Annotated in this window: 24 protein-coding genes; 14 read left to right on the forward strand and 10 right to left on the reverse strand. The window is 69.2% G+C overall.

The window, feature by feature from the left end; translation table 11 throughout:
- Nucleotides 1–14: 14 nt before the first annotated feature.
- Both AB0J78_RS26995 and AB0J78_RS27000 read right to left on the reverse strand, forming a co-directional pair.
- Nucleotides 15–1,655: an acyl-CoA carboxylase subunit beta gene (locus tag AB0J78_RS26995; RefSeq protein ID WP_363793721.1), complete on the reverse strand. Its 1,641-nt coding sequence runs from the start codon at nucleotides 1,653–1,655 to the stop codon at nucleotides 15–17.
- 222 nt (nucleotides 1,656–1,877) lie between these two features.
- Nucleotides 1,878–3,059, reverse strand: a complete 1,182-nt coding sequence (locus AB0J78_RS27000) for a TetR family transcriptional regulator (RefSeq protein ID WP_363793723.1) — start codon at nucleotides 3,057–3,059, stop codon at nucleotides 1,878–1,880.
- 306 nt (nucleotides 3,060–3,365) lie between these two features.
- Here AB0J78_RS27000 and AB0J78_RS27005 point away from each other — a divergent pair, with 306 nt between their 5' ends.
- Nucleotides 3,366–4,712 (forward strand): DUF2252 domain-containing protein, encoded by a 1,347-nt coding sequence (locus AB0J78_RS27005; RefSeq protein ID WP_363793725.1) that lies wholly within the window; start codon nucleotides 3,366–3,368, stop codon nucleotides 4,710–4,712.
- 79 nt (nucleotides 4,713–4,791) lie between these two features.
- Here AB0J78_RS27005 and AB0J78_RS27010 read toward each other — a convergent pair whose 3' ends face one another.
- The 3 genes from AB0J78_RS27010 to AB0J78_RS27020 form a co-directional block, all read right to left on the reverse strand.
- Complete coding sequence (locus tag AB0J78_RS27010; RefSeq protein WP_363793727.1) at nucleotides 4,792–6,171, reverse strand: glutamine synthetase family protein; 1,380 nt, start codon at nucleotides 6,169–6,171, stop codon at nucleotides 4,792–4,794.
- Between the two features lie 102 nt (nucleotides 6,172–6,273).
- A complete protein-coding gene (locus tag AB0J78_RS27015) occupies nucleotides 6,274–6,876 on the reverse strand; it encodes an FMN reductase (RefSeq protein ID WP_363793729.1) in 603 nt (200 codons plus the stop codon).
- A complete protein-coding gene (locus tag AB0J78_RS27020; protein WP_363793731.1) occupies nucleotides 6,873–7,976 on the reverse strand; it encodes an LLM class flavin-dependent oxidoreductase in 1,104 nt (367 codons plus the stop codon). The genes AB0J78_RS27015 and AB0J78_RS27020 overlap by 4 nt, the downstream gene beginning before the upstream one ends.
- Nucleotides 7,977–8,173: 197 nt before the next feature.
- On the opposite strand from AB0J78_RS27020, the gene recQ reads away from it, so the two are divergent.
- The gene (recQ, locus tag AB0J78_RS27025) at nucleotides 8,174–10,039 is read left to right on the forward strand and encodes a DNA helicase RecQ (protein WP_363793733.1); all 1,866 of its coding nucleotides are present in this window, start codon (nucleotides 8,174–8,176) and stop codon (nucleotides 10,037–10,039) included.
- A 53-nt stretch (nucleotides 10,040–10,092) separates the two neighbouring features.
- Nucleotides 10,093–10,896, forward strand: coding sequence for an SAM-dependent methyltransferase (locus AB0J78_RS27030; protein WP_363793735.1), 804 nt, complete (start codon nucleotides 10,093–10,095; stop codon nucleotides 10,894–10,896).
- Nucleotides 10,897–10,903: 7 nt separating this feature from the next.
- Here the strand turns inward: AB0J78_RS27030 and AB0J78_RS27035 are convergent, their stop codons facing one another.
- The gene (locus AB0J78_RS27035; RefSeq protein WP_363793737.1) at nucleotides 10,904–11,035 is read right to left on the reverse strand and encodes a hypothetical protein; all 132 of its coding nucleotides are present in this window, start codon (nucleotides 11,033–11,035) and stop codon (nucleotides 10,904–10,906) included.
- Complete coding sequence (locus AB0J78_RS27040) at nucleotides 11,032–11,157, reverse strand: hypothetical protein (protein ID WP_363793739.1); 126 nt, start codon at nucleotides 11,155–11,157, stop codon at nucleotides 11,032–11,034. Before AB0J78_RS27040 ends, AB0J78_RS27035 begins: the two co-directional genes overlap by 4 nt.
- 31 nt (nucleotides 11,158–11,188) lie before the next feature.
- Here AB0J78_RS27040 and AB0J78_RS27045 point away from each other — a divergent pair, with 31 nt between their 5' ends.
- Together AB0J78_RS27045 and AB0J78_RS27050 are read left to right on the forward strand one after the other, a co-directional pair.
- Complete coding sequence (locus AB0J78_RS27045) at nucleotides 11,189–11,956, forward strand: helix-turn-helix transcriptional regulator (RefSeq protein ID WP_363793741.1); 768 nt, start codon at nucleotides 11,189–11,191, stop codon at nucleotides 11,954–11,956.
- 372 nt (nucleotides 11,957–12,328) lie between these two features.
- Nucleotides 12,329–12,523 carry a hypothetical protein gene (locus AB0J78_RS27050; protein WP_363793743.1) on the forward strand — a complete coding sequence of 65 codons (195 nt, stop codon included), beginning with the start codon at nucleotides 12,329–12,331 and terminating at the stop codon, nucleotides 12,521–12,523.
- A gap of 68 nt (nucleotides 12,524–12,591) precedes the next feature.
- Here AB0J78_RS27050 and AB0J78_RS27055 read toward each other — a convergent pair whose 3' ends face one another.
- The gene (locus AB0J78_RS27055; protein ID WP_363793745.1) at nucleotides 12,592–12,753 is read right to left on the reverse strand and encodes a DUF4236 domain-containing protein; all 162 of its coding nucleotides are present in this window, start codon (nucleotides 12,751–12,753) and stop codon (nucleotides 12,592–12,594) included.
- 325 nt (nucleotides 12,754–13,078) lie between these two features.
- On the opposite strand from AB0J78_RS27055, the gene AB0J78_RS27060 reads away from it, so the two are divergent.
- A complete protein-coding gene (locus tag AB0J78_RS27060; protein WP_363793747.1) occupies nucleotides 13,079–13,696 on the forward strand; it encodes an acyltransferase in 618 nt (205 codons plus the stop codon).
- A 67-nt stretch (nucleotides 13,697–13,763) separates the two neighbouring features.
- Here the strand turns inward: AB0J78_RS27060 and AB0J78_RS27065 are convergent, their stop codons facing one another.
- Together AB0J78_RS27065 and AB0J78_RS27070 are read right to left on the reverse strand one after the other, a co-directional pair.
- Entirely contained in the window at nucleotides 13,764–14,999 is a 1,236-nt protein-coding gene (locus tag AB0J78_RS27065) for a DUF445 domain-containing protein (RefSeq protein WP_363793749.1), read from the reverse strand.
- Between the two features lie 79 nt (nucleotides 15,000–15,078).
- Nucleotides 15,079–15,894, reverse strand: coding sequence for an Abi-alpha family protein (locus tag AB0J78_RS27070; RefSeq protein WP_363793751.1), 816 nt, complete (start codon nucleotides 15,892–15,894; stop codon nucleotides 15,079–15,081).
- Nucleotides 15,895–16,256: 362 nt separating this feature from the next.
- Here AB0J78_RS27070 and gvpJ point away from each other — a divergent pair, with 362 nt between their 5' ends.
- Genes gvpJ through AB0J78_RS27110 form a run of 8 tightly spaced genes read left to right on the forward strand, consistent with a single transcriptional unit; the run spans nucleotide 16,257 to nucleotide 19,849 of the window.
- Nucleotides 16,257–16,676 (forward strand): gas vesicle protein GvpJ, encoded by a 420-nt coding sequence (gene gvpJ / locus AB0J78_RS27075; protein WP_363793753.1) that lies wholly within the window; start codon nucleotides 16,257–16,259, stop codon nucleotides 16,674–16,676.
- Nucleotides 16,673–17,449 (forward strand): GvpL/GvpF family gas vesicle protein, encoded by a 777-nt coding sequence (locus AB0J78_RS27080; RefSeq protein ID WP_363793755.1) that lies wholly within the window; start codon nucleotides 16,673–16,675, stop codon nucleotides 17,447–17,449. Before gvpJ ends, AB0J78_RS27080 begins: the two co-directional genes overlap by 4 nt.
- Nucleotide 17,450: 1 nt before the next feature.
- A complete protein-coding gene (locus AB0J78_RS27085) occupies nucleotides 17,451–17,696 on the forward strand; it encodes a gas vesicle protein GvpG (RefSeq protein ID WP_363793757.1) in 246 nt (81 codons plus the stop codon).
- 6 nt (nucleotides 17,697–17,702) lie between these two features.
- Nucleotides 17,703–18,137 (forward strand): gas vesicle protein GvpO, encoded by a 435-nt coding sequence (gene gvpO / locus AB0J78_RS27090; protein ID WP_363793759.1) that lies wholly within the window; start codon nucleotides 17,703–17,705, stop codon nucleotides 18,135–18,137.
- 15 nt (nucleotides 18,138–18,152) lie between these two features.
- Nucleotides 18,153–18,536: a gas vesicle protein gene (locus tag AB0J78_RS27095; protein WP_363793761.1), complete on the forward strand. Its 384-nt coding sequence runs from the start codon at nucleotides 18,153–18,155 to the stop codon at nucleotides 18,534–18,536.
- Nucleotides 18,529–19,308 carry a GvpL/GvpF family gas vesicle protein gene (locus AB0J78_RS27100; protein ID WP_363793763.1) on the forward strand — a complete coding sequence of 260 codons (780 nt, stop codon included), beginning with the start codon at nucleotides 18,529–18,531 and terminating at the stop codon, nucleotides 19,306–19,308. Before AB0J78_RS27095 ends, AB0J78_RS27100 begins: the two co-directional genes overlap by 8 nt.
- On the forward strand, nucleotides 19,305–19,523 hold the full coding sequence (locus AB0J78_RS27105) for a gas vesicle protein (RefSeq protein ID WP_363793765.1): 219 nt from the start codon (nucleotides 19,305–19,307) through the stop codon (nucleotides 19,521–19,523). Before AB0J78_RS27100 ends, AB0J78_RS27105 begins: the two co-directional genes overlap by 4 nt.
- The gene (locus AB0J78_RS27110; RefSeq protein ID WP_363793767.1) at nucleotides 19,520–19,849 is read left to right on the forward strand and encodes a gas vesicle protein K; all 330 of its coding nucleotides are present in this window, start codon (nucleotides 19,520–19,522) and stop codon (nucleotides 19,847–19,849) included. Before AB0J78_RS27105 ends, AB0J78_RS27110 begins: the two co-directional genes overlap by 4 nt.
- The last annotated feature ends 16 nt before the right edge of the window (nucleotides 19,850–19,865 follow it).

The raw sequence follows: 19,865 nt of genomic DNA on the forward strand, positions 1-19,865 counted from the left end.
CCTTGCTTCGCCGATTACAGCGGGATGTTGCCGTGCTTCTTGGCCGGCAGGCTCGCTCGCTTGTCGCGGAGCATGCGCAGCGACCGGGCCACGTAGCCGCGGGTGAACGACGGCGGGATGACCGAGTCCACGTAGCCGCGCTCGGCGGCCGTGTAGGGGTTGCACAGGGTGTCCTCGTACTCCTGCTGCAGCTGGGCGCGCAGCGCCTCGACGTCCTCGCCGGCCGCGGCGGCGTCGGCGAGCTGGCGCCGGTAGAGGATGTTGGCCGCGCCCTGCGCGCCCATGACCGCGATCTGCGCGGTCGGCCACGCCAGGTTGATGTCGGCTCCGAGGTGCTTGGAACCCATCACGTCGTAGGCGCCCCCGTAGGCCTTGCGGGTGATCACGGTGACCAGCGGGACGGTGGCCTCGGCGTAGGCGTAGAGCAGCTTGGCTCCGCGCCGGATGATGCCGTTCCACTCCTGGTCGGTGCCGGGCAGGAACCCCGGCACGTCGACGAAGGTCAGCACCGGGATGTTGAAGGCGTCGCAGGTCCGCACGAAGCGCGCGGCCTTCTCGCTGGCGCCGATGTCGAGCGTGCCGGCGAACTGGGTGGGCTGGTTGGCCACGATGCCCACCGGCTGGCCCTCGACTCGCCCGTAGCCGGTGATGATGTTCGGCGCGAACAGCGAGGAGACCTCCAGGAACTCCCCGTCGTCGACGACGGTGGAGATCACCTGGTGCATGTCGTAGGGCTGGTTCGGCGAGTCCGGGACCAGCGTGTCGAGCGCGCGGTCGTCGTCGGTGATCGCGTCCGCGATCGCCCCGGCACCGGTGTCGGCGCCCTCGAAGACCGGTGCCTCGGAGAGGTTGTTGCTCGGCAGGAACGACAGCAGTTCCTTGACGTAGCCGATGGCGTCGTCCTCGTCGGAGGCGAGGTAGTGCGCGTTGCCCGAGCGCGAGTTGTGGGTGTGCGCGCCACCGAGCTCCTCGAAGGTGACGTCCTCGCCGGTGACGGTCTTGATGACGTCCGGGCCGGTGATGAACATGTGCGAGGTCTTGTCGACCATCACGGTGAAGTCGGTGATGGCCGGCGAGTACACCGCACCGCCCGCGCACGGTCCCATGATCAGCGAGATCTGCGGGATGACGCCGGAGGCGTGGGTGTTGCGCTTGAAGATCTCGGCGTAGAGGCCCAGCGCCGCCACGCCCTCCTGGATGCGGGCGCCGCCGGAGTCGTTGATGCCGATCAGCGGGCAGCCGGTCTTGAGCGCCAGGTCCATGACCTTGACGATCTTCTCGCCGAAGACCTCGCCGAGCGAACCGCCGAAGACGGTGAAGTCCTGGGAGAACACGCAGACCTTGCGGCCGTCGACGGTGCCGTAGCCGGTCACCACGCCGTCGCCGTAGGGGCGGTTCTCCTCCATGCCGAAGTTGGTGGAGCGGTGCCGCGCGTGCTCGTCGAGCTCGACGAACGAGCCCTCGTCCAGCAGCATGTCGATGCGCTCGCGGGCGGTCTTCTTGCCCTTCTCGTGCTGCTTGGCCACCGCGCGAGCCGAGCCGGCGTGCACCGCCTCGTCGTTCCGCCGGTACAGATCCGCCAGCTTGCCCGCGGTCGTGTGGATGTCGGGCACATCAACCGGCGGCTGACCGACCGGCTCCGTCGCGCTGCTCATGCAACCAACCTGTCCTCGTTACCTGCTCGGTTCCAGTATCCGCAGGTCTGCGCGCAGCCTGTCGCCGTCGGTTCGGCGGGCGGATCTGTCTCGCCGGAGATTAATAGCCCGGGGTTGATCGAGTCAAACCCACAAGTGACCGACCATTAGCCGCTCTGAGGCGGTTCAGCTGGCTTCTCCTGCCCTTTCTCCCCCTAAGTGAACGGCGGGTAGCGCGCCGGTTCAGGCTTCGACGGGTGTTTCCAGCATCAGCGCCGAGCCCAGGCGCAGCACGGCGACGGCGTCGCGGATCGGGCCGGTGCGGGCCATGTCGTTGGCGGCGGTCAGCGCCGCCTGCACCAGGATCCGGGAGCGCACCGGGTCCAGCTCCGGGCGCGCCTCGCACAGCAGTCCGACCCACTCGGCGACGTAGGCGTGCTGGGTCTGGCGCGCGCGGTGGCGTTCGGCGGCGGGCAGGTGGCCGACCTCGCTGACCAGGATGTCGATGAACCCGCCGTGGTCGAAGGCGAAGCGGATGTAGGAGCGCAGCAGGGCTCGCAGCGCCTCGGCGGGGTCGGCCTTGGTGGCCAGGGTGCGCTCCAGCTCCACCTCCAGCCACGCGTTGCCCCGGGTGATCACCGCGCTGAGCAGCTCCTGCTTGCTGGCGAAGTAGTTGTACAGGCTCGGCCCGGCGATCCCGGCCGCGGCGCCGACGTCCTCGGTGGTGATCTTGGTGTAGCCGGCGTCGGCGAACAGCCGGGTCGCCGCGGCCAGCAACAGCCTCCGCCGCGAGGCTCGCCCCGAGAAGCGTTCCAGCTGGTCGGGGCGGGCTTCCGGGCGCGGCGCGAGCTCCTGCGGCGGCCGGGTGCCGATGATCACCACCATCTCGCCGAGCAGCCGTTCGAACTCCCGCCTCCCCAGCTGCACCTGGTGGTAGGAAGGGCTGGTCAGGACGCTGAACATGCACCAGGCGCGGAACCGCGCGTCGGCGTCGCCGAGCTCGGGGCGGAACGCCCGGGCCAGGCGGGTGAGCCCGCGTGCGACCTCGCGCAGTTCGCCGCGCAGCACGTCGCGACGCTCCTCGGGCAGCCGCCGGGACTCCCGCTGCCAGAGCACCCCGAGCTGCCGGTGGTCGAGCGCGGTCGCGGCCAGCCGGGCCACGACGTCCTCGACGTCGCCCGGCTCGGCGGTGATCTCGACGAACGGGCGCAGCTCGTCGAGCACGACGTGGGTCAGCAACTGCTGCTTGCCCGCGAAGTGCCGGTAGAGCGCGGAGGACCCGACGCCGACGGCCTCGGCGATGTCGCTCATGCCGACCTGGTCGAAGCCGTCGCGGTGGAACAGCTCGGCCGCGGCTGCGGTGATCAGCGCTCGCCGGTTCCGGGGCCGCGTGTTGCGCGCGGGAGGACTTCCCACCTCGGCCATCACCACCTCCGTTCGCTCCGGGTGCCGTGCCCGGCCGAGGCTATTTCGCCTCGCGAAGCGGAACAACCTCGGCTCATCTCCGCGCCGAGAACCGCGGTCTTCGCCCGCACGTCTCCCGCTGTTCCCGCTCTCGTTGCGCCGGGGCGGTTGCGGGCTGATACTCGCCGTGCCAATCCGGGCGATCGGTATCGCACCGGGGGTCCGTTTTGTCCTACGTGGAGGGCTTGTCGTCGTCGAAAACCGGAGAATCTTCGGATAATCTGCGATCGCCTCTTTGTCACTACTGTTCACAGTGGACGGAACCACATGTCCGAGCTCGCTCGAAGCCTCGTCGTCACCGACACCGACGCCCGCCGCCGATGGATCGCCGACATCCTCGTCGACTCCTTCTCGGAACTCATGGAACGCGACCCGGCGGCGTTCCGCACCAAGTTCCGCAAGATGGCGGCCGACCCGTTCGCCTTCTACCGGGGCAGCGCGTGCCTGTTCTACTCCGACGTCAACCGGTTGACCGACCCGTGGGCCGACGAGCGCACCAGCAGGGTGTGGATCCAGGGCGATCTGCACGCGCAGAACTTCGGCACCTACATGAACGCCTCCGGCGTGCTGGTCTTCGACGTCAACGACTTCGACGAGGCCTACCTCGGGCACTTCACCTGGGACCTGCAGCGCTTCGCCGCGAGCCTGGCGCTGCTGGCCTGGAGCAAGGCGCTGCCCGACACCGACATCGTGGCGTTCGTGCGTCGCGCGGCGACCTCCTACCTCGACCAGGTCCGGTCCTTCGCCACCCAGAGCGGCGATTCCGACTACTCGCTGCGGCTGTCGACCACCGACGGCACGATCCACGACCTGCTGCAGCAGACCCGGCTGCGCAGCCGCACCGGGCTGCTCGACCGGCTCACCGAGGCCGAGGGCTACGACCGGCGGATGCGCCGAGGGCCGAACATCCGGCAGCTCGACGACGCCGAGCGCGGCAGGGTCGAGGAGGCGTTCGCGCGCTACCTGGAGACCATCCCGCAGGAGAACCGGATGCGGGAGGTCGCCTACACGGTCAAGGACATCGTCGGTTCCAGCGGCTTCGGCATCGGCAGCGCCGGACTCCCCGCGTACAACGTGCTCATCGAAGGGCCCACCGAGGCCCTGGAGAACGACATCGTGCTCTCGATGAAGCAGGGCAACGTGGCCGCGCCGTCGCGGGTGGTCACCGACCAGCGCATCCGCGACCACTTCGAGCACCACGGGCACCGCACGGCCCTGTCGCAGCGCGCGTTGCAGGCCCACGCCGACCCGATGCTCGGCCACACCGAGATCGGCGGGGTCGGCTACCTCGTCGACGAGCTCTCGCCGTACGAGTCGGACCTGGAGTGGAACGACCTGACCGAGCCGAGCGACATCGTGCCGGTGCTGGACTACCTGGGCCGCGCGATCGCGAAGATCCACTGCGTGTCGGACGCGCAGTCGGACACCCAGCTGGTCGACTTCCAGGTCGAGGAGGCGATCCTCAACGCCGTCGGCGACCGGGAGAAGGAGTTCGTCGACTGGCTCGTGGAGTTCGCACTGCACTACGCCGACGTCGTTCGCGACGACTACCGCCTGTTCGTCGACGCCTTCCGCAACGGCGAGATCGGTCGGGTCACCGCCACCGCGGATTGAGCCTCACCGGGCCGCCCGCAGGGCCTGGAACATCAGGCGGTGGACCCCCTCGACTCGTAGAGGGCGATGGCGCCGTTCCCTACCAGGTCCAGCGGGTGGCGGCGGCCAGCTCGTCCGGGGTCGCCTCGCCGAAGCGGGCTGCTTCACCCCTGCGGACGGTGAGGATCGCATCGTGCAGTTCCGGCTCCAGCGCCTCTGCGAGCACCTCCGAGCCGGCCAGGGCGTCGGCGGCCTCCTCCGGCCCGGCCGGGAGGCGTTCGATCCCGGCTTCGGCGCGGTCGGATTCGGTCAGCAGCGCCGGATCGCCGGTGATCTCGTCGGGCAGCGTGAGTTCCTCGCGCACACCGGCGAGCCCGGCAGCGACCACCGCTCCGACGGCCAGGTATGGGTTGGAAGTGGCGTCGAAGCACTTGATCTCGGCGTTGGCGGCCCAGGACTGGGTCCCTTCGGTGCCGGTGATCAGGCGCAGCGCGGCCTCCCTGGTCTCGCGCCCCCAGACCTGCCAGATGCCGGCCCAGCGGGACGGACCGAGCCGCAGGAAGCTCGCCGGGTTGCCGGCTCCGATGGCCACCAGCGCGGGCAGTTCGCGCAGCACACCGGCCAGGAACGCCTCGCCGGGCGGCTGCAGGCCGTAGCGGCCGCGACCGCCGGCGAACAGGTTCCCGCGCGAGTCGTGCGCCGACAGGTGCAGGTGCGCGCCGGAACCCGCGCCCTCCGGGACGAGGCAGGGGGCGAAGCTCGCGCGCCAGCCGTGGCGGCGGGTGACCGCGCGGATGGTGTGCCGGGTGAGCACCGCGTCGTCGGCGGCGCCCACCGGGTCCTTGGCCGCCACCGACAGCTCGGCCTGCCCGAGCGCGTACTCGGGGTGGAACTGGAGCACGTCCAGACCCTGCTCGTGCAGCGTCCGCACCAGCCCCAGCCCGTAGTCGGCGAGAGCTTCCAACCGCACCTGCCCGTAACCGGATCCGGTGACAGCGGGCACGAAGTCGTCGGCACCGGGCTCGGCCAGGACCCACTCGTGCTCGAAGGCGGCCGAGACCGTCAGACCCATCGAGGCGGCCGCGGCGACCTGCCGGGCGGCGAAGGCCCGCTGGCAGGCCACGAACCGCGACCCGTCCTGGGTGTACTTGTCCGCTGGCGCCCACGCCCACCCCGGCATGGCCACCAGCCTGGTGAGCCGCGCGATGTCGGGGATCAGGCGCAGGTCGCCGTCGGGACCGCCGAGGTGGGTGCCGCGCAGCATCACGTCGTCGAAGGTGAAGGTCTCGAAGCACGGCGAGGCGCCGAGCCCGTAGCGGGCGAGCTCGGACAACCGGTCCAGCGGTGCGGTCTTGACCCGCACGATGCCCGCGTTGTCCACGAAGGACAGTTCCAGCAGCTCGACGCCCTCGGCCCGCAGTCGCGCCGAGGCGGGCACCAGCTCGGCCGGCTCCGCTGCCGGAATCCGATCACCGCTCATCCACCCACGGTAGTCGCCGGAGCGCACCGACCGCAGCGGATTTCAGCGCGCGCACGCCCGCTCCCCCACGATCGGTGGTGCGAGCGGGCGTGCGCGGTGCTTCTAGTTCTGCTGCTGGGCCAGGAGCTGTTCGAACGGGACCGGCTCGTCGAACGGATCGGCGGCCTGGACCGCGGGTCGCTGCTCGATGAGCGCGGCCAGCTCGCCGGCCGCGCGCTCGACGCGGTCGGCCAGGGTGCTCTCACCACCAGTGGCCCAGTCCTCCGAGGCCGCGTACACCGAGGTCGGCGCGACCACGGCGTGCAGGTAGGCGAACATCGGCCGCATCGCGTGCTCCAGCGCCAGCGAGTGCCGGGCCGAACCACCGGTCGCACCGATGACCACCGGTTTCCCCGCCAGGGCGTCCTTGTCGAGCACGTCGAAGAAGGACTTGAACAGCCCGCTGTAGGACGCCTGGAAGATGGGGGTGATCGCGATCAGCCCGTCGGCGGCGCGGACCGCTTCGAGCACCTCCTCCAGCTCCGGGCCGGCGAACCCGGTGACGAAGTTGTGGGCGATGGCCGTGGCGTGGTCCCGCAGCTCCACGACCCGGACGTCGACCGGGGTGTTGCGCGCGGTGGCCGCGGCCAGCCGGTCGGCCAGCATCCGCGTCGAGGACGGGGTGCTGAGGCCGGCGGAGATCACGACGATGTCGCGCTCGCTCATTTCGCGACCTCCTGCTTCTGCTCCTCCTGCTGCTTGGCCGCGAGCAGGGACTGGTGGGTCGGGGCGTCCGGCACGTGCGCGGGCTTGAGCTTGGCGAACTCCTCGCGCAGCACCGGCACGACCTCCTCGCCGAGGATGTCGAGCTGCTCCAGCACCGTCTTGAGCGGCAGCCCGGCGTGGTCCATCAGGAACAGCTGGCGCTGGTAGTCGCCGACGTTCTCGCGGAAGCTCAGCGTGCGGTCGACGACCTGCTGCGGGCTGCCGACGGTGAGCGGGGTGGCCTGGCTGAAGTCCTCCAGCGACGGTCCGCCGCCGTAGACCGGCGCGTTGTCGAAGTAGGGCCGGAACTCGCGGACGGCGTCCTGGGAGTTCTTGCGCATGAACACCTGGCCGCCGAGCCCGACGACGGCCTGGTCGGCCTTGCCGTGCCCGTAGTGCTCGTAGCGCTGCCGGTAGAGCCGCACCATGCGCTTGGTGTGCTCGGCCGGCCAGAAGATGTTGTTGTGGAAGAACCCGTCGCCGTAGTAGGCGGCCTGCTCGGCGATCTCGGGCGAGCGGATCGAGCCGTGCCACACGAACGGAGCCACTCCGTCGAGCGGACGCGGGGTCGCGGTGAACGACTGGAGCGGGGTGCGGAACTTGCCCTCCCAGTCCACGACGTCCTCCCGCCACAACCGGCGCAGCAGCGCGTAGTTCTCGATGGCCAGCGGGATGCCCTGCCGGATGTCCTGGCCGAACCACGGGTAGACGGGCCCGGTGTTGCCGCGCCCCATCATCACGTCCACCCGGCCGCCCGCCAGGTGCTGCAGCATCGCGAAGTCCTCGGCGATCTTCACCGGGTCGTTCGTGGTGATCAGCGTGGTGGAGGTCGACAGGATCAGGTCCTTGGTCTGGGCCGCGATGAAGCCGAGCATCGTCGTCGGCGAAGAGGCCACGAACGGCGGGTTGTGGTGCTCGCCGGTGGCGAAGACGTCGAGCCCGACCTCTTCGGCCTTGAGCGCGATCCGCACCATCGCCTGAATCCGCTCGGCCTCGGTCGGGGTACGGCCGGTGGTCGGGTCAGTCGTCACGTCACTGACCGAGAAGATCCCGAACTGCATTGTGAACTCCCTGCTGAACCCGAGCCCGCGCCTTTTTGTACGAGCTTCAACTACTTGCGTGAACGAGTCTTCCCTACGAAGTATTCCAGGGAACCACGGCACTCCGCCAAGGCGACTCAGGTCACATCCGAGCGCGTTCCAGGGCCGACTCACCGGTGGCGCGTGGGCACCCTGGGACGTCCGGCCCGCTGCGTAAGATGCCCGCCGTGGCGTCTCCTGAAACCGCGACCGACCAGACCACCGAACCTCTCCAGGTGCTGCGACGAGTCTTCGGCTACGACTCCTTCCGGGGCACGCAGCAGGAGATCATCGACCACGTGGTCGCAGGTGGCGACGCCCTCGTGCTCATGCCCACCGGCGGCGGCAAGTCGCTGTGCTACCAGGTCCCGGCGCTGGTGCGCCCCGGAGTCGGGGTCGTCGTCTCACCGCTGATCGCCCTGATGCAGGACCAGGTCGACGCGCTCGCCGCGCTGGGTGTGCGCGCGGGATTCCTCAACTCCACGCAGAGCTACCAGCAGCGCCGCGAGACCGAGGACGCCTACCTCAACGGCGAGCTGGACCTGCTCTACCTCGCCCCCGAACGCCTCCGGCTCGACTCGACGCTGGAGCTGCTCGCGCGCGGCGAGGTCGCGGTGTTCGCCATCGACGAGGCGCACTGCGTGGCCCAGTGGGGTCACGACTTCCGGCCGGACTACCTGGCGCTGTCCGTCCTGCACGAGCGCTGGCCCGACGTGCCGCGCATCGCGCTGACCGCCACCGCGACCCCGGCTACCCGGCAGGAGATCGCCACCCGGTTGCAGCTGACCGAGGCGCGGCACTTCGTCTCCGACTTCGACCGGCCCAACATCCAGTACCGGATCGCACCCAAGAGCGACGCCCGTAGGCAGCTGCTGCAGCTGCTGCAGACCGAGCACCTGGGCGAGTCCGGCATCGTCTACCGGCTCTCCCGGGCCGAGGTGGAGCGCACCGCCGAGTTCCTCACCACCAACGGCGTCACCGCGCTGCCCTACCACGCGGGCCTGGACAAGGCGGTGCGCGCGAAGCACCAGTCCCGGTTCCTGCGCGAGGACGGGCTGGTCATGGTCGCCACGATCGCCTTCGGCATGGGCATCGACAAGCCCGACGTGCGGTTCGTGGCGCATCTGGACCTGCCCAAGTCCATCGAGGGCTACTACCAGGAGACCGGTCGCGCGGGCCGCGACGGACTGCCCTCGACCGCGTGGATGGCCTACGGCCTGCAGGACGTGGTGCAGCAGCGCAAGCTCATCGACAACTCCGAAGGCGACGAAGCGCACCGCCGCACCCAGAGCAGGCACCTGGATTCGATGCTGGCGCTGTGCGAGACGGTGGAGTGCCGCCGTTCGCGGCTGCTCGACTACTTCGGCCAGCCGGATTCGAGCCCCTGCGGCAACTGCGACACGTGCCTGAACCCGCCGGCGTCCTGGGACGGCACGGTCGCCGCGCAGAAGCTGCTGTCGACCGTCGTGCGGTTGCAGCGGGAGCGCAACCAGAAGTTCGGGGCCGGGCAGATCATCGACATCCTGCGCGGCAAGAAGACGCCGAAGGTCGAGCAGTTCCGCCACGAGGAGCTCAGCGTCTTCGGCGTGGGCGCCGACATCAGCGACAACGAGTGGCGCGGGGTGATCCGCCAGCTGCTGGCCCAGGGCTTGCTCGCGGTCGAAGGCGACTACGGCACGCTGGTCCTCACCGACAGCAGCTCCGAGGTGCTGCGCCGCGAGGATCCGCGGCAGGTGTGGCTGCGCACCGAACCCGCGAAGAAGCCCGCGGCCAAGGCGAAGGCCAAGGATTCCAAGCGGGTGCCGCAGGACATGCCGCCCGAGGCCGAGCCGGTCTTCCAGAAGCTGCGCGCGTGGCGGATGGAGGTGGCCCGCGAGGAGGGCAAGGCGCCGTTCATCATCTTCCACGACTCGACCCTGCGGCAGATCGCCGTGGTCGCACCGTCGACGTTGGACGAACTGGCGACGATCAGCGGTGTCGGCGAAGGCAAGCTCAACCGCTACGGCCAAGGCGTGCTCGACGCCTTGGCCGCCCCGGACGAGTGACCGGGCGTCTAGACTTCGCGCGGGAGAGCGGGTTTTCAACGGAAGCGGAGCAGATGAGCGACTGGACGGCCGGGACTCCACTTCGGGGCGTGAACACCACGGTCGCGCACAACGCGCGGGTGTGGAACCACTGGCTGGGCGGCAAGGACAACTACGAGGTCGACCGCAAGGTCGGCGACCACATCCAGGGAATGTTCCCGCTGATCGCCGACGTGGCGCGCGCCGACCGCGCGTTCCTCAAGCGCGCGGTCGCGCACCTAGCCGGTGAGGCCGGCATCCGCCAGTACCTCGACATCGGGACGGGGTTGCCGTCCGCCGACAACACCCACCAGGTGGCGCAGCGGATCGCCTCGGACTCGCACATCGTCTACGTCGACAACGATCCGCTGGTGCTCACCCACGCCCGTGCGCTGCTGACCAGCTCGCCGCTCGGCCGCACCGACTACGTCGAGGCCGACGCCCGGCATCCGAACGAGATCCTGCGGGCGGCCTCGCGGACGCTGAACTTCCAGAGCCCGATGGCCGTGATGCTGCTGGGGATCCTCAACTTCATCCCCGACACCACCGAGGCCACCGACATCGTCAAGCAGCTGGTGGAGGCGATCCCCTCCAGCAGCTACGTGGTGATCAGCCATCCGACGACCGAGCTCGACGGCGAGGCCAACCGCGAGGCGATGGCGTTCTGGAACGACAACGCCACTCCCCCGATCACCGCCAGGGGCGGGGACGAGATCGCGGCGTTCGTCGACGGCCTGGAGGTCATCGAACCGGGGATCGTCTCCTGCGCCCGCTGGCGCAACCCGGACGAGTCCGAGCCGAGCGTTCCCCAGTACGGCCTGATCGCCCGCAAGCCCTGACGGCAGGTCACTTCTCGCTGTCGAGCTGAGCCATGAACGCGGCCGGATAGCGCTCGCCGCGCACCGAGCCGCGCGGGATGAGTTCGTCGATCCTCGCGAGGTCGTCCGCGTCGAGGGCGACGGCGTTGCTGCCGATCATCGAGTCGACCTGCTCCCGGCGTCGCGCGCCGACGACGGGCAGGACGTCCTCGCCCTGCGGGCGACCCAGGCGATGGCCAGTTGCGCGACGGTCGCGTCCTTCTCGGCCGCGATCTCGCGCATCCGGTCCACGAGCGCTCGGTTGTGCTCGCGGTTGCCCTCCTGGAATCGCGGTTCGGGCCTGCGACGCGACGAGGTGGCCCAGCTCGCCGGGATCTCCACCGACTACTACGCGCGCCTGGAGCAGCAACGCGGTTCGCACCCGTCCGAGCCCGTCGTGGCGGGTCTGGCTCGCGCCCTGCGGTACGACCTGGACGAGCGCGACCACCTGTTCCACCTGGCCGGCCTGACTCCGCCGCCGCGCCGGGCAGGCGCGCACGTCCGGCCGGGCCTGATCAGCCTGGCCGACCGGCTCACCGACGTCCCGGTCGTCATCTGCACCGATCTCAACGAGATCCTGTGGCAGAACCCGCTGGCCATCGCCCTCATGGGCGACCACCGGTCGTACCGGGGACGGCATCGCAGCGTCGTATGGCGCTGGTTCACCGAACCCGGCCTGCGCGCCGGGATGCCGGACGAGGACTGGGCGCACAACTCGGCGGCCCAGGTCAGCGACCTCCGCGCGACCTACTCCCGACGCGCGGGCGAGCAGGACGTCACCAGCCTGGTCGAGGACCTGCTGGAGTGCAGCGAGGAGTTCCGCGAGCTCTGGGAGCGGCACGAGGTCGGAATCCGCCACCTGGATCGGAAGCGCTTCCTCCACCCCGAGATCGGCGTGGTCGAGATCAACTGCGAAACGCTGCTCACCCCGGACGCGGACCTCAAGCTGCTGGCCTACTTCCCCGCGGAGGGCACCGACGCCAGGGAGAAGCTCGACCTCCTCCGGGTCATCGGCACCCAGGACCTGCACCCGAGCCCCTGACCCGCGCGGTGACCCCGCTCACGCGGACAACGCGTGCGATCGAACACCGGCGCGACCGAAAAGGCGTGCTGACCAGGGACTTCTTGCTCTTGTGGCTGACGTCACGAGTACTCGCGCCCGGAGCCGTTTTCGCTGGTCGCACATGAACACCCCAGTTACCCTACGCAATCGATCAGGGGGTGTGGACCTGCTGACCACCTATTCGCGTGAAGTCATCTTGAAGCTGCGACTACGCGTGGTTACCTTCGGTTGGGCGAGTTACGGAACGGTCACGGCGGCAGCCGTCCCCGACGCAGCCGGAGCCCCCGAACGGTTGGGACCGCTTCCGTCTCGCACCCCCGGACAAATCCCTGCACTCCCGAAAGGAAGGTCGTGTTCCGCCGCCGTCTTCTCCAAGCACTCCCGGAGTCCGTCCGCGAGGACCCCACCCGCCTGACGCATGGTCTCGCCGCTGCCGCGGTCCTGGCCATGGCCACCATCGCCCCGACCACTCAGGCGCTCGCAGCACCCGCCCCCGAGTCTGCGCCCGCCGTCGCCCCCGCGGTGGTGTCGCAGGCCTCCCCGTAGAAAGCCCCACGATCTGAGGTGGACCGGAATGCGACCCCAACTTCCGGTCCACCTCTTCCCAACTCAGCTCACCGACGCCGCCGCTTGCCGCCGAACGTGTAGCGCCCCGGACCCGGGGTGTCGATGGTGTTCTTGCCGTGCGTCATGTTCCGGCTGAACCGGCCGAGCTTGAACCCCCACGACGTGATGCGCGTGTTGTGGACGTTGAGGTAGATCGGCCCCAGTCTCACCCTCCTGTGCAGGTGAAATCCCATTTCTCGCACCTCCGCAGTACGTCACTTCCACCGCTCGCGAGCCGAACCCGCGGCGAGCCGGGCACAAACCCCAGCAAATCACACATCGGACACCTCCAGCCACAAAGTCGATCTTCGACGTTCACTCGCCCGCCCCGAGCGCGAACGACGGTCAGCGGCTTCGGCGACGAGGTCCGGCCCCGGAACACCGCGACAGGCGTTCGAGGGCCGGGGCGGGGCCGGTTACGGTAGCTTCCCTACCGCTGGGTAGGGCTTGCTCGTTGTTGGAACGCAAGGTTGCGTCGTTGTTCGAGGTCGACAGATGAACCGTTGGATGGGCCGGCTGACGCGGGCTTGGTGGCAGTGGGCGCGCAACGGCGCCGCCATTACCGCGCGGACCCGGGAAGGCCGCCGGTTCGGGTCGATGGGTCCCCGCAGCCATCTGGCGTTCCCGCAAGGAGCGCTGACCGGGGCCGAACGCATCCACGTCGGCGCGGACTGCATCATCAACGAGCACTCCGTGCTCTCGGCGGGTTTGCCGGGAGCCGACCTGGGCGACGGTGAGCCGATGATCGTGCTGGGCGATCGCTGCGTGCTCGGCCGCAACTCCGAGATCCTGGCGATGTCGTCGGTGGTGCTCGGTGACGACGTGTGGACCTCCAGCCGCGTGACGATCGTCGATCACCACCACCGCCACGACCTCACCGACGTGCCCGTCGCCGCGCAGTGGCCGCTGCCGGTGCGGCCGGTGACCATCGGTTCCGGGACCGTGATCAGCACCGGATCGGTCATCCTCGCCGGAGCGCAGATCGGTGAGAACTCCATCGTCGCCTCCGGAGCGCAGGTGACGGCCGGGGTCTACCCGCCCAACAGCGTGCTGGCCGGGGTTCCCGCGCGCGTGATCCGCACCCACACCGCGGTCGAGGCCGACGCCGTCTAGGCGCTGTTCGAGCCGATCCAGGTGCGGCACACGGTTCGCACCGCCGAAGCGACTCCTCGAACGACACCTAGCTCGCGAGGAACTCCAGAGCGAGGACCTGCACCTCACCGACGGCGAAGCCGAGCAGGGCGCCGGTGGCGATGAGCATCCACTCCTCCTCGCGGAACGCCGGGCGCAGCAGCTCCTCGAACTCGTCGGCCTCCAGCTCCTGCATCTTGCTGACCAGGGTGTTGCGGATGTCCATGGCGTCGGCGGCGTAGTCCTCGACGTAGCTCATGGTCTCCGGCAGCTTGCTCATCACCATCTCGGCGATGCGGCCCTTGAGGTCCTGGTAGCGGCGCCCGCCGACGGCGAAGACCACCAGCGGCTTGGCGATGCTGGTGCGCCTGCTGAGCTCCTCGTCGACCTTGCGCGTCACCAGCGCCAGCACCTTGTCCGACAGCGGTCCGCGCATCACCTCCTCGATGACGTTGCGGGGCGTCACGATCTCCTTGGCGATCAGGTCGCCGTAGGCCTCGGAGACCTCCTTGCGGCGCTTGAGGAACAGGCCCTGCCACTCGAAGAGGCCGAAGTAGGTGGTCGGCTGCTGCGGCCGGAAGATCATCTTCAGTGCGAGCCAGTCGGTGAACCACCCCGTGAACAGGCCGAACAGCGGCATCAGGATCGGCGCCTTGAACAGCACCCACGCCGACATCTGCACCAGGCCGATGACGAAGCCGAACACCGCCCCGGAGCGCCGGATGAACTGGAACTCCTTGTCACCGGCCTCCAGGAAGATCCGGTTCAGCAGCTCCTTGTCCCGCACCAGCGCGGAGACGACCATGGACTTGAGGTCGAAGACGTTGTCCACATCGGACTTGATCTCGTCCATGATCTCGGCCAGCATGCGCGGCGCGTCGTTCTGCACCCGCTGGATCATGGCCCGCCGCACGATCTTCGGCATCGCCTCCCACACGCCGGGCTGGTAGGTGGAGCCGACCTCCTCGACGATCTCCTCGATCGCGTGCCGGAGCGGTTTCTCGACCTCGGCGACGATGCGTTCGGGATCGAGCCGCTCGACGACCTCCTGCGGGCTCAGGAGCTGTTCGGTGAGCGTGTCGCAGGCGATCCCGGCCATCTTCGCCGCGTGCTTGGGGACGATGCCCTGCCAGCCCAAGAACGGCTTCTTCCCGCGGAAGTCCACCGGGTAGAACATCATCTTGATCGCGAGGATCTTGGTGACGTAACCGATCAAGGCGGCCACGAGCGGGATGGAGAGGTAGAGCATCCAGTGCTCCCCGAAGTCCTGGAGGATCGCTCCCATCGCACACCCTTCTTCCCCGGAAAAACCCCGAAACCGCCTGCACACCCCACCGCAGTGGCTGCGACCATACCCGCCGCGGCTACGCGTTCAACGCGTCGCCGGTGGCCGGCAGCACCGTCGGATCGCATCGCTGCCAGAACCGCGCGCCCAGCTCGGAGATCCGCACGCTGCGGCGCACCACCTTCGTCGACTTCGCCGAGCGCAACGCTTCCCGGATCCGCGACTCGGTCTGCAGGATCTCGTACTGGTCGTCCATGCCCTCCAGCTCGGAGCCGATCTCGACCAGTCCCAGCGCGTGCAGGTGGCTCAGGTAGAGCGGAACCTCGTCGTGCAGCGCCACTCCCACCGCGCGACCGACGGTCGAACCGTTGCGGAGCACGAACCTGCTGGTCCCGCCGATGCCGGCGCGTTCGGCGACGTGCACCACGGGATAGGCGGCTCCGTCACCGAGACCCGCGAGGATGCGGGCTTCGTCCGGGGTGATCAGCCGCAGGATGCCGGCGTAGAGGAATTCGCGGGCCTCGGTCTTGCTCTCGGTCGCTGAGCGGAACAGCAGCTCGGACATCGCCTCGCGCAGCCCGTCGTGGACGCTCGCGACGTCCTCGTCCTCGGGAACCTCCGGGGCCGGCTCCTCCGCCTCGTCCTCCTGGCGTTCGTCGACCGAGTCCAGCCAGACCCGCACGCCGGAGGACACGGCCTTCTCGATGGCCTGCACCTGGCGTTCCACCTCGACGCCACCGGGCAGTTCGCGGACCAGGTCCATGCCGGTGCGCGCCACATCGCGTCCGACCCGGCTCGCCAGCCCCAGCAGCCCGCCGATCACGTTCGAGCCCGTCGCCTCCCCGGCCTCGTGGTGCTCCTCGGCGTGCCGACTGAGCTCGATCTCCCCTGTCACGCGGCCCCCTACCGTTACCCCGACTCATCGCGACCCGTTCCGACGTGGATCAGCGACGTGCGGAGTATGGCCTGACCAACCCCGTGCGGACCAGACCGGGGTCCCGTCGTTCTCAGGATGCGGCCTTGGCACGCGCCACGTTCCTCCGCAGCTCACCGAGCCCGCCCGCCTGATCGGGGCGGTCGATCCCGGACAGCGCTTGCGGGGGTCGAGGAATGTTGTCCCGAAGAGGTGTGGCCTGCGAAGACCCGGGTAGCCCTCTGCTATCCGTTCGGATGAGTAGACGAGCAAGGTCTTCTTCGGCGAAGCGATCGAAGCCGGTGAGGCTGTGGAGCGGCCCGTGACGAGGAGGGGTGGTTTTCGTGACGGTGGCAAGTAACCAACAGAGCCAGGGTTCCGCCGTTTCCAAGCAACAGGCGAGCAGTCTCGCCGACGTCGTGGATCTCATCTTGGAGAAGGGCCTGGTGATCGATGCGTTCGTCCGCGTGTCGCTGGTCGGCATTGAGCTGATCACCATCGACGCGCGCGTGGTCATCGCCAGCGTGGACACCTACCTGCGTTTCGCCGAGGCGACCAACCGCCTCGACCTGCACGAGAAGGGCGGCAAGGACCTGCCCGAGCTCGTGGAGGGCGTCACCGAGAGCGGCTCGCAAGGCAAGACGAAGGGAATGATCGAGGCGGCCAAGGACACCGTCGACGAGTTCCGCGACAGCAGCCGCGAACGGGAAGCGGAGCCGGCGCGACCGAAGCGAAGCGCCAAGCGGAGGGAGCGGGAGGAATGACCGCCGAGACCGACCACCAGCAGAGCCGCGCGGAAACCACGCACGGCACGTACGTGTACGGGGTGACGCGTGCCCGAGAAGACGCCCCGAGCGACCTCCCTGCTGTCGGGGGCGATTCCGAGGTGCGCGCGGTGTCACGCGGAGGGCTGTCGGCGTTGGTCAGCGACCTGGAGATCAGCCGCCCGCTGGGCACGCCCGAGGACCTGCTGGCGCATGAGCGGGTGCTGGATGCCGTCGCAGCCGATGCGACTGTGCTGCCGATGCGGTTCGGTTCGGTCCTCACCGATGTCGACGCGGTCACCGACGAACTGCTCGAGCCCCATCGCGACGAGTTCGAATCGGCGCTGGCCGAGCTGGACGGCGCGGTCCAGTACACGGTCCGCGGCACCTACCTGGCCGATGCGCACCTGCGCGAAGTCGTTGAGGAGGAACCCGCGATCGCCGAGCTGCGCGAGCAGCTGCGCGGCGTCGCCGAGGACGTCGGCTACGAAGAGCGAGTTCGGCTGGGAGAACTGGTCCACGAGGCGGTTTCGGCCAAGCGCCAGGCCGACGCGGAGCACTTGGTCCGAGCGACCGAAGCGGCCGCGCTGCGCTCCCAGGTCCACGACGTGGTGGGCGAAGCGGAAGCGCTGCACGTGTCCTTCCTCGTCGATCGGGGTCAGGTCCCGGACTTCGAAGCCGCGCTCGAGGAACTCGCACTGCGATGGGCCGAGCGCGTCGGCCTGCGCCAGATCGGCCCGCTCGCACCGTATGACTTCGTGGGTGGGGACTGACATGGGTTTGATCACGGAGTTCCTCGACCTGCCCTTGAAACCGGCCCGAGCCGCGGTGTGGGTGGCGGAAAGGCTCAAGGAGGCCGCGGAGGCCGAGTACTACGACCCCGCAGTGGTGCGCAACGAACTGGCGAAGGTTGAGGACGCGCACGCCGCAGGGGAGTTGACCGACGAGCAGCGGGACGACCTCCAGAAGGCGCTGCTGGACCGCCTGATGGAAGCGCAGAACCCGACTGAGGAGACGTGATCCGCAGTGGCCGGTGATGCGAGGGACGAAGCTCAGCCGCGCAGGGAACGCCCGCGGCAGCGCCGGGCATCGGAGCCCACCGAGCGCCGACGTCGCCGACGCGAAGAGGACCAGGAGAAAGGCGCAGCGCAACGGGAGGAACCCGGCAGCCGGGAGGCGTCTGCCGACGAGCCGGCGACCCGGCAGCTCGGGGCCACGGAGGCTGCGAAGCTCGCGGTGGACCACGTCACGGCGCTCACCGGGCGTGACTCGGAGGGAGTCACCTCGCTGGAACGCACCGACGATGGCTGGCTCGTGGGCGTCGAAGTCGTCGAAAGCCACCGAGTACCGGACAGCACGGATGTCCTGGCGGTGTACGAGGCGGAATTGGACCACAGCGGCGAGCTCGTCTCCTATCGCCGCCGCGACCGCTACGCGCGGGGGCGTGGAAACGAGCGCTGATCGAGGAGGACCCGGATGACAGAGCCGAACGGTGGCAGGACAGGACCGCCCGCGAGGTCCGGGCAGGCGGGGGCCCTGTCCGCCCGGCCCGAGTCCGCGAACCTGGCCGACATCCTCGAACGCGTGCTGGACAAGGGCATCGTGATCGCCGGTGACATCCGGGTCAACCTGCTCGACATCGAGCTGCTCACCATCAAGCTCCGCCTCGTCGTCGCCTCCGTGGAACGCGCGCGGGAGATGGGCATCGACTGGTGGGAGCACGACCCGTCGCTGTCCTCGGGACAGCGGGACCTCGTCCACGAGAACCGACGTCTGGAGCGCAAGGTCCGCGAGCTCGAGTCCGGTTCCGCTGAGACTCCCCCGGACGTCGACGAGCACGAGGAGCGCCGTGGTGGCTGAATCGTTGACCTACGTCTACGCGATCACTCGCGGACAGGAAGCGAGCCTCGTGCGCGAGCTGCGAGGGATCGCTGGGGCGGCTCTTCGTTGGATCGAGGTCGCAGACCTGAGCGCCCTGGTCAGCGACGTCGACCAGGGCGAGTTCGGCGAATCGGCGCTGCGCCGCAACTTGGAAGATCTCGACTGGCTGGGCACCGCGGTCCGCGACCACAACAGGGTCGTCGAGGCCGCCTCCAACCTCCTGCCGGTGGCGCCGATGGGGTTCGCCACCGTCTACTACAGCGACGGCCGCGTCCGCGAGTGCCTCGCGCACCGGGCGGAGAAGTTCGCGACCGTGCTCGACAAGGTCTCCGGCCGAACGGAGTGGGGCGTCAAGGCATATGCGGACATCTCAGCAGGTCAAGCCGACTCGAGCGAGCTCGGCAGCGACCGGCCCGGCGCCGCGTACCTGCAGCGGGTTCGCAACCGCAAGAGGACACGGGAGGAGGCGAAGCAAGAAGCGCTGCGCCACGCGGCCGACGTGCACGCGTCGCTCGTCGAGCTCGCGGAAGAATCGCGCTCCCACCCGCCGCAAAGCCGCGAGCTCGCGGGCTACGAAGGCGTGATGGTGCTCAACGGCGCTTACCTGGTCGACAACGCGCGCGCAGATCGCCTCAAGGGGAAGCTCCGAGAACTGGCGCACGGCCACCCGAAGCTCAGGTTCGAACTCACCGGGCCGTGGCCGCCGTACTCCTTCGCCACGATCCTGGAAGACGAGCAGGAACAGCGATGACGCACGAGGAACGCGACTTGACGCCGGTGGAGCTGCGCGGCCCCCAAGAGGTCGCGCTCGTCGACCTGCTGGACCGGCTCCTGGCAGGGGGCGTCGTCATCACCGGTGACATCACGATCTCGCTCGCGGACGTCGACCTCGTCAAGATCTCCCTGCGGGCGCTCATCACCTCCATCCGCGCGGAGATCCCGGGCCAGGAGGCACCACCGACATGACCGAGCCGAACGACGACACGCACGTGCCCTCCCGACGTTTGCAGAATCGGGTCGAAGCGGACTCCGAGTCGATCAAGCGCGACCTCGTGCGGCTGGTTCTCACGATCGTCGAGCTCGTGCGTCAGCTCATGGAACGACAGGCACTGCGCCGGGTCGACGAAGGCGATCTGTCGGAGGAGCAGGTCGAGGAGATCGGCCTGGCGCTCATGCAGCTCGCGGAGGCGGTGTCCGAGCTCCAAGATCATTTCGATCTCACCCCGGAGGATCTGAACCTCGACCTCGGGCCACTCGGGTCATTGCTTCCCGACGATCGGAAGCAGACTTGAGCGGTGTCGTGCTTCG

The organism is Saccharopolyspora sp. NPDC049426, assembly GCF_040676935.1.
GTDB lineage: Bacteria > Actinomycetota > Actinomycetes > Mycobacteriales > Pseudonocardiaceae > Saccharopolyspora.

Coding starts and splice junctions, on each gene's coding strand:
- AB0J78_RS26995 (WP_363793721.1), bottom strand. CDS start 1,655: ATGAGCAGCGCGACGGAGCCGGTCGGTCAGCCGCCGGTTGATGTGCCC.
- AB0J78_RS27000 (WP_363793723.1), bottom strand. CDS start 3,059: ATGGCCGAGGTGGGAAGTCCTCCCGCGCGCAACACGCGGCCCCGGAAC.
- AB0J78_RS27005 (WP_363793725.1), top strand. CDS start 3,366: ATGTCCGAGCTCGCTCGAAGCCTCGTCGTCACCGACACCGACGCCCGC.
- AB0J78_RS27010 (WP_363793727.1), bottom strand. CDS start 6,171: ATGAGCGGTGATCGGATTCCGGCAGCGGAGCCGGCCGAGCTGGTGCCC.
- AB0J78_RS27015 (WP_363793729.1), bottom strand. CDS start 6,876: ATGAGCGAGCGCGACATCGTCGTGATCTCCGCCGGCCTCAGCACCCCG.
- AB0J78_RS27020 (WP_363793731.1), bottom strand. CDS start 7,976: ATGCAGTTCGGGATCTTCTCGGTCAGTGACGTGACGACTGACCCGACC.
- recQ (WP_363793733.1), top strand. CDS start 8,174: ATGCCCGCCGTGGCGTCTCCTGAAACCGCGACCGACCAGACCACCGAA.
- AB0J78_RS27030 (WP_363793735.1), top strand. CDS start 10,093: ATGAGCGACTGGACGGCCGGGACTCCACTTCGGGGCGTGAACACCACG.
- AB0J78_RS27035 (WP_363793737.1), bottom strand. CDS start 11,035: ATGATCGGCAGCAACGCCGTCGCCCTCGACGCGGACGACCTCGCGAGG.
- AB0J78_RS27040 (WP_363793739.1), bottom strand. CDS start 11,157: ATGCGCGAGATCGCGGCCGAGAAGGACGCGACCGTCGCGCAACTGGCC.
- AB0J78_RS27060 (WP_363793747.1), top strand. CDS start 13,079: ATGAACCGTTGGATGGGCCGGCTGACGCGGGCTTGGTGGCAGTGGGCG.
- AB0J78_RS27065 (WP_363793749.1), bottom strand. CDS start 14,999: ATGGGAGCGATCCTCCAGGACTTCGGGGAGCACTGGATGCTCTACCTC.
- AB0J78_RS27080 (WP_363793755.1), top strand. CDS start 16,673: ATGACCGCCGAGACCGACCACCAGCAGAGCCGCGCGGAAACCACGCAC.
- AB0J78_RS27085 (WP_363793757.1), top strand. CDS start 17,451: ATGGGTTTGATCACGGAGTTCCTCGACCTGCCCTTGAAACCGGCCCGA.
- AB0J78_RS27095 (WP_363793761.1), top strand. CDS start 18,153: ATGACAGAGCCGAACGGTGGCAGGACAGGACCGCCCGCGAGGTCCGGG.
- AB0J78_RS27105 (WP_363793765.1), top strand. CDS start 19,305: ATGACGCACGAGGAACGCGACTTGACGCCGGTGGAGCTGCGCGGCCCC.
- AB0J78_RS27110 (WP_363793767.1), top strand. CDS start 19,520: ATGACCGAGCCGAACGACGACACGCACGTGCCCTCCCGACGTTTGCAG.